We start from the raw sequence: 6390 nt of genomic DNA, 5'->3' as shown, positions 1-6390 counted from the left end.
GCCGGTGCCTGGGGCGGTGCCGCGACCGGGATGTTCATCGATTCGGTGCGGGGCGGACGCCCGGCCATGCCCTGGTGGCGGCCGACGTCGAACGTCAGCAACGGCCCGTCCGGGTTGCCGATGTTGAGGGTCTGCCCGTCGTGGATCTCGACCACCGGCACCCGCCGGCCGTTGACGAAAGTGCCATTGAGCGAACCGTTGTCGATCGCTAGCCACTTGCCCTGGTCGAAACGCAGCAGCAGGTGGGCACGCGAAATCAGCGGGTGGGTGATACGCATGTCCGCTCGCAGATCGCGCCCGACTACTACATCGTGGCCCGCTGCGAAGGTGCGTTCCGATCCTTCGTGATGGACGGTTAGCGCTGGCGGGGCTGGTGCTGACATCGCCACAACTGTAGCTTGCGCCCCTGTGGATTAGCGGGGAGCGCCCGCTGGCACATCGGGCGCGCCGGTGACCACGCAGTGCGTCCGGGTGTAGATCGTGGGCATGCATTGATTGCAGTGCGTGCACGCCGAATGCACCTGGTGCCGGGCGCCATCAGCGGCGATCCGGTTGATCAGATCCGGTTCGGCCAGCAGCGCGCGGGCCATGGCGACGAACTCGAATCCCTCGGCCATCGCCAGGTCCATCGTCTCCCGGTTGGTGATGCCACCGAGCAGGATCAGCGGCAGCTTCAACTCGTTGCGGAACAGCTTGGCGTCGCGCAACAGGTAGGCCTCGCGGTACGGGTATTCGCGCAGGAACTTCTTGCCCGTCATCCGCATGCCCCAGCGCAGCGGCGGCTTGAACGCCCCGGCGAACTCCTTGAGCGGCGCGTTGCCCCGGAACAGATACATCGGGTTGACCAGCGAGCTGCCCGCGGTGAGTTCGATGGCGTCCAGTCCGCCGTCGGACTCGAGCCACTTGGCGGTGGTCAGCGACTCCTCGGTGCTGATGCCGCCGCGGACGCCGTCGGCCATGTTCAGCTTGGCCGTCACCGCGATGGGCGTGCCCTCCTTTTCCACCGCGCGCCGAACGGCCATCACCATGCCACGGGCGACCTTGGCCCGGTTTTCCAGCGATCCGCCGAACTCGTCGTCGCGGCGGTTGATCAGCGGGGACAGGAACGAGCTCGCCAAATAGTTGTGGCCCAGGTGGATTTCGACGGCATCGAAGCCGGCCTCGATGGCCAGGCGGGCGGCGTTGGCGTGCCCGGCGATCACCTCGTCGATGTCTTCACGCGTCGCCTTTTTGGCGAATCGCATCCCGATCGGGTTGAAGAACCGCACCGGCGCCAGGGCCTTGGCCTTGTTGGACTTGGCGTTGGCCACCGGGCCGGCGTGGCCGATCTGCGCGCTGACCGCCGCGCCCTCGGCGTGGACCGCGTCGGTGAGCCGGCGGAACCCGGGCACGGCCTCCGGCCGCATCCAGATGCCGTTGCCCTCGGTGCGCCCGCCGGGGGACACGGCGCAGTAGGCGACCGTCGTCATGCCGACGCCGCCGGCGGCCGGCAGCCGGTGGTATTCGATGAGGTCGTCGGTCACCAGCGCCTCGGGCGTGCGCGCCTCGAAGGTGGCGGACTTGATGGTGCGGTTACGCAGCGTTATCGGCCCGAGCTTCGCGGGGCTGAACACGTCCGGCGGGGTTGACATACCGGGAGCCTAATGGCGATCGCAAGCGCGGCGAAGCCGGGCGCGGCGGGTCGCCATCGTCGATGTCTGAATGGCGATCGCAAGCGCGGCGAAGCCGGGCGTGGCGGGTCACCATCATCGATGTCTGAATGGTGATCGCAAGCGCGGCGAAGCCGGGCGTGGCGGGTCACCATCATCGATGTCTGCCAGACTGTCAGCGTGGGAGCAATCACGCTGGACGGCAAGGCCACCCGCGACGAGATCTTCGTCGACCTCAAACAGCGGGTGACCGCTTTGACCGCGTCGGGCCGCACCCCTGGGCTGGGCACCATCCTGGTGGGCGACGACCCCGGTTCTCAGGCGTACGTGCGGGGCAAGCACGCCGACTGCGCCAAGGTCGGCATCACCTCGATCCGTCGCGACCTGCCCGCCGACATCAGCACCGACACCCTCAACGAGGCCATCGACGAGCTCAACGCCAACCCCGATTGCACCGGTTACATCGTGCAGTTGCCGCTGCCCAAGCACCTGGACGAGAACGCGGCGCTGGAGCGGGTCGACCCCAACAAGGACGCCGACGGTCTGCACCCGACCAATCTGGGCCGGCTGGTGCTCAACAACCCGGCCCCGCTGCCGTGCACCCCGCGCGGGATCGTGCACCTGTTGCGCCGCTACGACGTCGAGATCGCCGGGGCGCACGTGGTCGTCATCGGCCGCGGCGTCACCGTCGGCCGCCCGCTCGGCCTGCTGCTGACCCGTCGCTCCGAGAACGCCACGGTGACGTTGTGCCACACCGGAACTCGCGACCTGCCCGCACTGACCAGGCAGGCCGACGTCATCGTCGCCGCCGTCGGGGTGCCGCACATGGTGACCGCCGACATGGTGCGCCCCGGCGCCGCGGTGCTCGACGTCGGCGTCAGCCGGGTGGACGGCAAGCTCGCCGGCGACGTGCATCCCGACGTGTGGGAGGTGGCCGGCCACGTGTCGCCGAATCCCGGTGGGGTGGGCCCGCTGACCCGCGCATTCCTGCTGACCAACGTCGTCGAACTGGCCGAGCGGGGATGACCGCGCGGACCGTGCTGCGGGCCCAGTGGCCAATTCTGTTGGTGGGCCTGATCTTTGCGACGGCCCTGGCCTTGGTGGGAGCCAACTTCTGGCGTCGCGGTTCGTTGTTGATCGGCATCGGTGTCGGCGTCGCGGCGCTGCTGCGGTTGCTGCTGTCCGAGGACCGGGCCGGCCTTCTGGTGGTGCGCGGCAAGGGAATCGACTTCATGACCACAGCGACGGTCGGGGCGGCGATGTTCTATATCGCGTGGACCATCGACCCGCTGGGCACCCGCTAGTACCGACTAGTACCTGGGCAGCGCCGGAACCTGCCCGGCCATCCCGGGAATCTGGCCCGTCATTCCGGGAATCTGGCCCGTCATCCCGGGAATCTGACCTGGCATGCCCGGGATCTGTCCCGGCATTCCCGGCGGCATGGCGCCGGACAGGTTGCCGTTGGCGATGTTCGCCATCTCCTGGGGGCAATACGTCTGGATCGCGATCGTGGTGAACATGCGGGCCATCGTGGGCGACATGCCGCGGCCGGCGACGCTGGACGCGGCCGCCGCGAAATTGCCGCCCGGCTGCGACAGCATCGGGCAGATCGACTCGCCGACGGACATCGCATTACCGGGCTCGCCGAAGTCGATGCCGGCGTGATTGAGCGCGTCGATGAAGTCGTCGCCGTTGCCCTCCGCCCCGGCCGGCGCCGCGAACGCCGAGGCCACGGTCAGCAGGCCGGCGGCCGCGGCCAGCAGGCGGATGGTGAAGGGCTGATGACGAAAGACCCAGATCCATTGATGAGTTCGTGCAAGTGCCTTCACGCCAGCCTCCCCGTCCGCCATGGAGTGCGTCTGAGGCACACTCGAATCACGCCTACGAACTCTGAGCCATCACTGTCACGTTTGCGACACGGTGGGGTAAAGGTTCGCACAATAAGCGTTTCGTGAGGTCGCGACCGGCGCGGCGTCGGTTATTACGCGGCCCGTCTGCGCAAGGCCACTCGGCGGATCGACGCCACACTGTGATGTAACACGGGCGGCGTCACCGAACTTGCGGGCGGGAGATGAACCAGAATCCGCCCCATGACCACCCGCCCGACCCACCACGAGATCTCACGTCAGACGTTTCTTCGCGGCGCCGTCGGAATGTTGGCGACGGGAGCGGTGTTCGGCACCGCCCCGGCGGCCGCGGACCCCGCCGGCTGGGGCGGCCTGGCCTCCTCGATCGGCGGCAGCGTGCTGTTACCGGCCAACGGCGCCCAATTCTCCACCGGCAAGCAGATTTTCAACACGTTCTACAACGGCTCCAATCCTGCTGCGGTAGTTCGGGTTTCGTCGCAGGCCGACGTTCAGAAGGCGGTCGCGTTCGCGAAGGCCAACAACCTCAAGGTCGCACCCCGCGGTGGGGGTCATTCGTACGTCGGCGCGTCCAGCGCCAACGGCACCATGGTGCTCGATCTGCGCGGCCTGCCCGGCGGGGCGAACTTCGACGGCAACAACGTCACGGTGACCCCGGCGACCGATCTGTATGCCGTACACCAGGCCCTGGCCGGCGCGGGCCGCGCCGTTCCTGTCGGTACCTGTCCCACCGTCGGCATGGCGGGGCTCGCGCTGGGCGGCGGGGTGGGCGCCGACGCCCGGCGCGCCGGGCTCACCTGCGACGCGCTGCAATCCGCGACCGTGGTGTTGCCCAGCGGCGACGTGGTCACCGCGTCGGCCAACGACAACCCGGATCTGTTCTGGGCCTTGCGCGGTGGCGGCGGCGGCAACTTCGGGGTGACCACCGCGATGACCTTCGCGACCTTCGCCACCGCGGACAGCGACCTGGTCCGCCTGGACTTCCCGCCGTCATCGGCGGTGCAGGTGCTCACCGGCTGGCAATCCTGGCTGGCCGGCGCGGACCGCAACACCTGGGGCATGGTCGATCTGTCGGTCGGCTCGGCGCAGGCGAATTGCCATGTGCTGGCGACGTCTCCGGCCGGGAGCGGCTCCGGTGTGGCCGACGCCCTCAAATCCGCGGTGGGGCTGGCGCCCACCGCCGTGACCAACAAGACGCTGAGCCACATGGACCTGGTGACCTATCTGGCCGGTGGCGGCGCGACCAGCCCGGCGCGCGGCTTCGTGGCCGGCTCCGATGTGATCGGGCCGATGACTTCCGCTGCGGCTCATGCCATTGCGACCGCGGCCGGGCAGTGGCCGGCCTCCGGCGCGGGGCAGGCCTCGGTGCTGATCGATCCGCTGGGCGGCGCGGTCACCGACGTCGCGCCGGGCGACACCGCCTTTCCGTGGCGCACTCAGTCCGCGGTGGTGCAGTGGTACGTCGAGCCCGCCGCCAACCAGGTATCCGCCGCCAGCACCTGGGTGAGCGCCGCGCATCAAGCAGTACAACAGTTCTCGGTCGGCGGCTACGTCAACTACCTGGAGGCCAACACCGCGCCGTCGCGCTACTACGGCCAGAACCTGTCGCGGCTGACGACCGTCCGGCAGAAGTACGACCCCAACCGGCTGATGTTCTCGGGACTGGACTTTTAGCGAGATTAATTGCGCGAGTGTGAATCTATGGCGATTTCTCGGCCGATTTGTGTCGGTGGGCCTCGCTAGTTTGGCGGTGTGACTGATGAGCAGGATGTCGAGGCGGTGTTCGATGGGCTCGATGCGGCCTGGGATCGGGTGTGCGCGCTGAACCTCGACGCGCTGCACCCGCGCCAGCAGTTGGCGGTGTTGGCGCGCTGCGAAAAGCAGCGCCGGCGCATCCCGGCCGTCGAGCATCCCGTGATCAATTCCCTGGCCCGCCAAGCCCCCTCGCTCGAACTCGGCGGCACGGTGGTCCACGCCATCGCCGAGGCGACGCTGATCAGCCGCGCCGACGCCGCCCGCCGCCTCAAGGAGGCACGCGACCTGGGCCCGCGTTACGGCCTGACCGGCGAACCCATCCCACCCGCCCTGCCGGCCACCGCCGCCGCCCAACGCGACGGCACCCTGGGTGCGGGCCAGGTCGCGGTGATCCGCACGTTCTACCACCAGCTGCCCGGCTGGATAGACATGCCCACCCGCGAGCAGGCCGAAGCGCGGTTGGTCACAGAAGGCAGCCGGTTTCGCCCCGAACAACTCGCCGGGCTGGCACACACCCTGGCCGACTGCCTCAACCCCGACGGCACCTACACCGACGAGGACCGGGCGCGGGCACGCGGTCTGACCCTGGGCAACCAGCAAGCCGATGGCATGTCGGCGCTGCGCGGCTGGCTGACCCCCGAATCCCGCGCCACCCTGGAAGCCGTGCTGGCCAAACTCGCCGCGCCGGGCATGTGCAACCCCGACGACGACACCCCGTGTGTGGACGGCGCACCCACCCAAGAGGCCATCGAGCGCGATCCGCGCTCGGCCGCCCAACGCAACCACGATGCGTTGAAGGCGGCGTTGAGAGGATTACTCGCCTCCGGGAACCTGGGTCAGCACAACGGGTTACCGGCCTCCATCATCGTCACCACCACCCTGGCCGACCTCGAAGCGGCCGCCGGGCGCGGCCTGACCGGCGGCGGCACCATCCTGCCGATGTCGGATGTCATCCGCCTGGCCCGCCACGCCCACCACTACTTGGCGATCTTCGACAACGGCAAGGCCCTGGCGCTCTATCACACCAAACGACTCGCCTCACCCGGGCAGCGAATCGTGTTATACGCCAAGGACCGCGGCTGCAGCAGCCCCGGCTGCACCGTGGGCGGCTACTACTGCGA

General features: G+C 68.8%; 7 protein-coding genes. 4 read left to right on the top strand and 3 right to left on the bottom strand.

Going from position 1 to position 6390, the window contains the following annotated elements; all coding sequences use genetic code 11:
* The coding region (locus DQP58_RS25560; RefSeq protein ID WP_430916597.1) for an FHA domain-containing protein at positions 1-389 on the bottom strand (389 nt) is incomplete at its 3' end.
* A gap of 24 nt (positions 390-413) precedes the next feature.
* A complete protein-coding gene (locus DQP58_RS25555; RefSeq protein WP_112710867.1) occupies positions 414-1631 on the bottom strand; it encodes an NADH:flavin oxidoreductase in 1218 nt (405 codons plus the stop codon).
* A gap of 198 nt (positions 1632-1829) precedes the next feature.
* Between DQP58_RS25555 and DQP58_RS25550 the strand changes: the two genes are divergently transcribed.
* Both DQP58_RS25550 and DQP58_RS25545 read left to right on the top strand, forming a co-directional pair.
* Positions 1830-2675: a bifunctional methylenetetrahydrofolate dehydrogenase/methenyltetrahydrofolate cyclohydrolase gene (locus DQP58_RS25550; protein ID WP_112710866.1), complete on the top strand. Its 846-nt coding sequence runs from the start codon at positions 1830-1832 to the stop codon at positions 2673-2675.
* Complete coding sequence (locus tag DQP58_RS25545) at positions 2672-2953, top strand: DUF3017 domain-containing protein (protein ID WP_112710865.1); 282 nt, start codon at positions 2672-2674, stop codon at positions 2951-2953. Before DQP58_RS25550 ends, DQP58_RS25545 begins: the two co-directional genes overlap by 4 nt.
* 6 nt (positions 2954-2959) lie before the next feature.
* Here the strand turns inward: DQP58_RS25545 and DQP58_RS25540 are convergent, their stop codons facing one another.
* Entirely contained in the window at positions 2960-3478 is a 519-nt protein-coding gene (locus DQP58_RS25540; protein WP_112710869.1) for a DUF732 domain-containing protein, read from the bottom strand.
* A gap of 261 nt (positions 3479-3739) precedes the next feature.
* Here DQP58_RS25540 and DQP58_RS25535 point away from each other — a divergent pair, with 261 nt between their 5' ends.
* Both DQP58_RS25535 and DQP58_RS25530 read left to right on the top strand, forming a co-directional pair.
* Complete coding sequence (locus DQP58_RS25535; protein ID WP_165827957.1) at positions 3740-5188, top strand: FAD-dependent oxidoreductase; 1449 nt, start codon at positions 3740-3742, stop codon at positions 5186-5188.
* Positions 5189-5266: 78 nt separating this feature from the next.
* Positions 5267-6390 (top strand): 13E12 repeat family protein (locus DQP58_RS25530; RefSeq protein WP_112710864.1); only part of this gene is annotated, 1124 nt, incomplete at its 3' end.

It is taken from the genome of Mycobacterium colombiense (assembly GCF_003284975.1).
Taxonomy (GTDB): Bacteria; Actinomycetota; Actinomycetes; order Mycobacteriales; family Mycobacteriaceae; genus Mycobacterium; species Mycobacterium europaeum_A.
The sequence above is the reverse complement of the archived record's forward strand: the minus strand, read 5'-3'. Positions and strand labels throughout refer to the sequence as shown.

Bases quoted from the DNA above. Each gene is read 5' to 3' on its own strand.
- DQP58_RS25545 (WP_112710865.1), top strand. From the start codon at position 2,672: ATGACCGCGCGGACCGTGCTGCGGGCCCAGTGGCCAATTCTGTTGGTG.
- DQP58_RS25555 (WP_112710867.1), bottom strand. From the start codon at position 1,631: ATGTCAACCCCGCCGGACGTGTTCAGCCCCGCGAAGCTCGGGCCGATA.
- DQP58_RS25535 (WP_165827957.1), top strand. From the start codon at position 3,740: ATGACCACCCGCCCGACCCACCACGAGATCTCACGTCAGACGTTTCTT.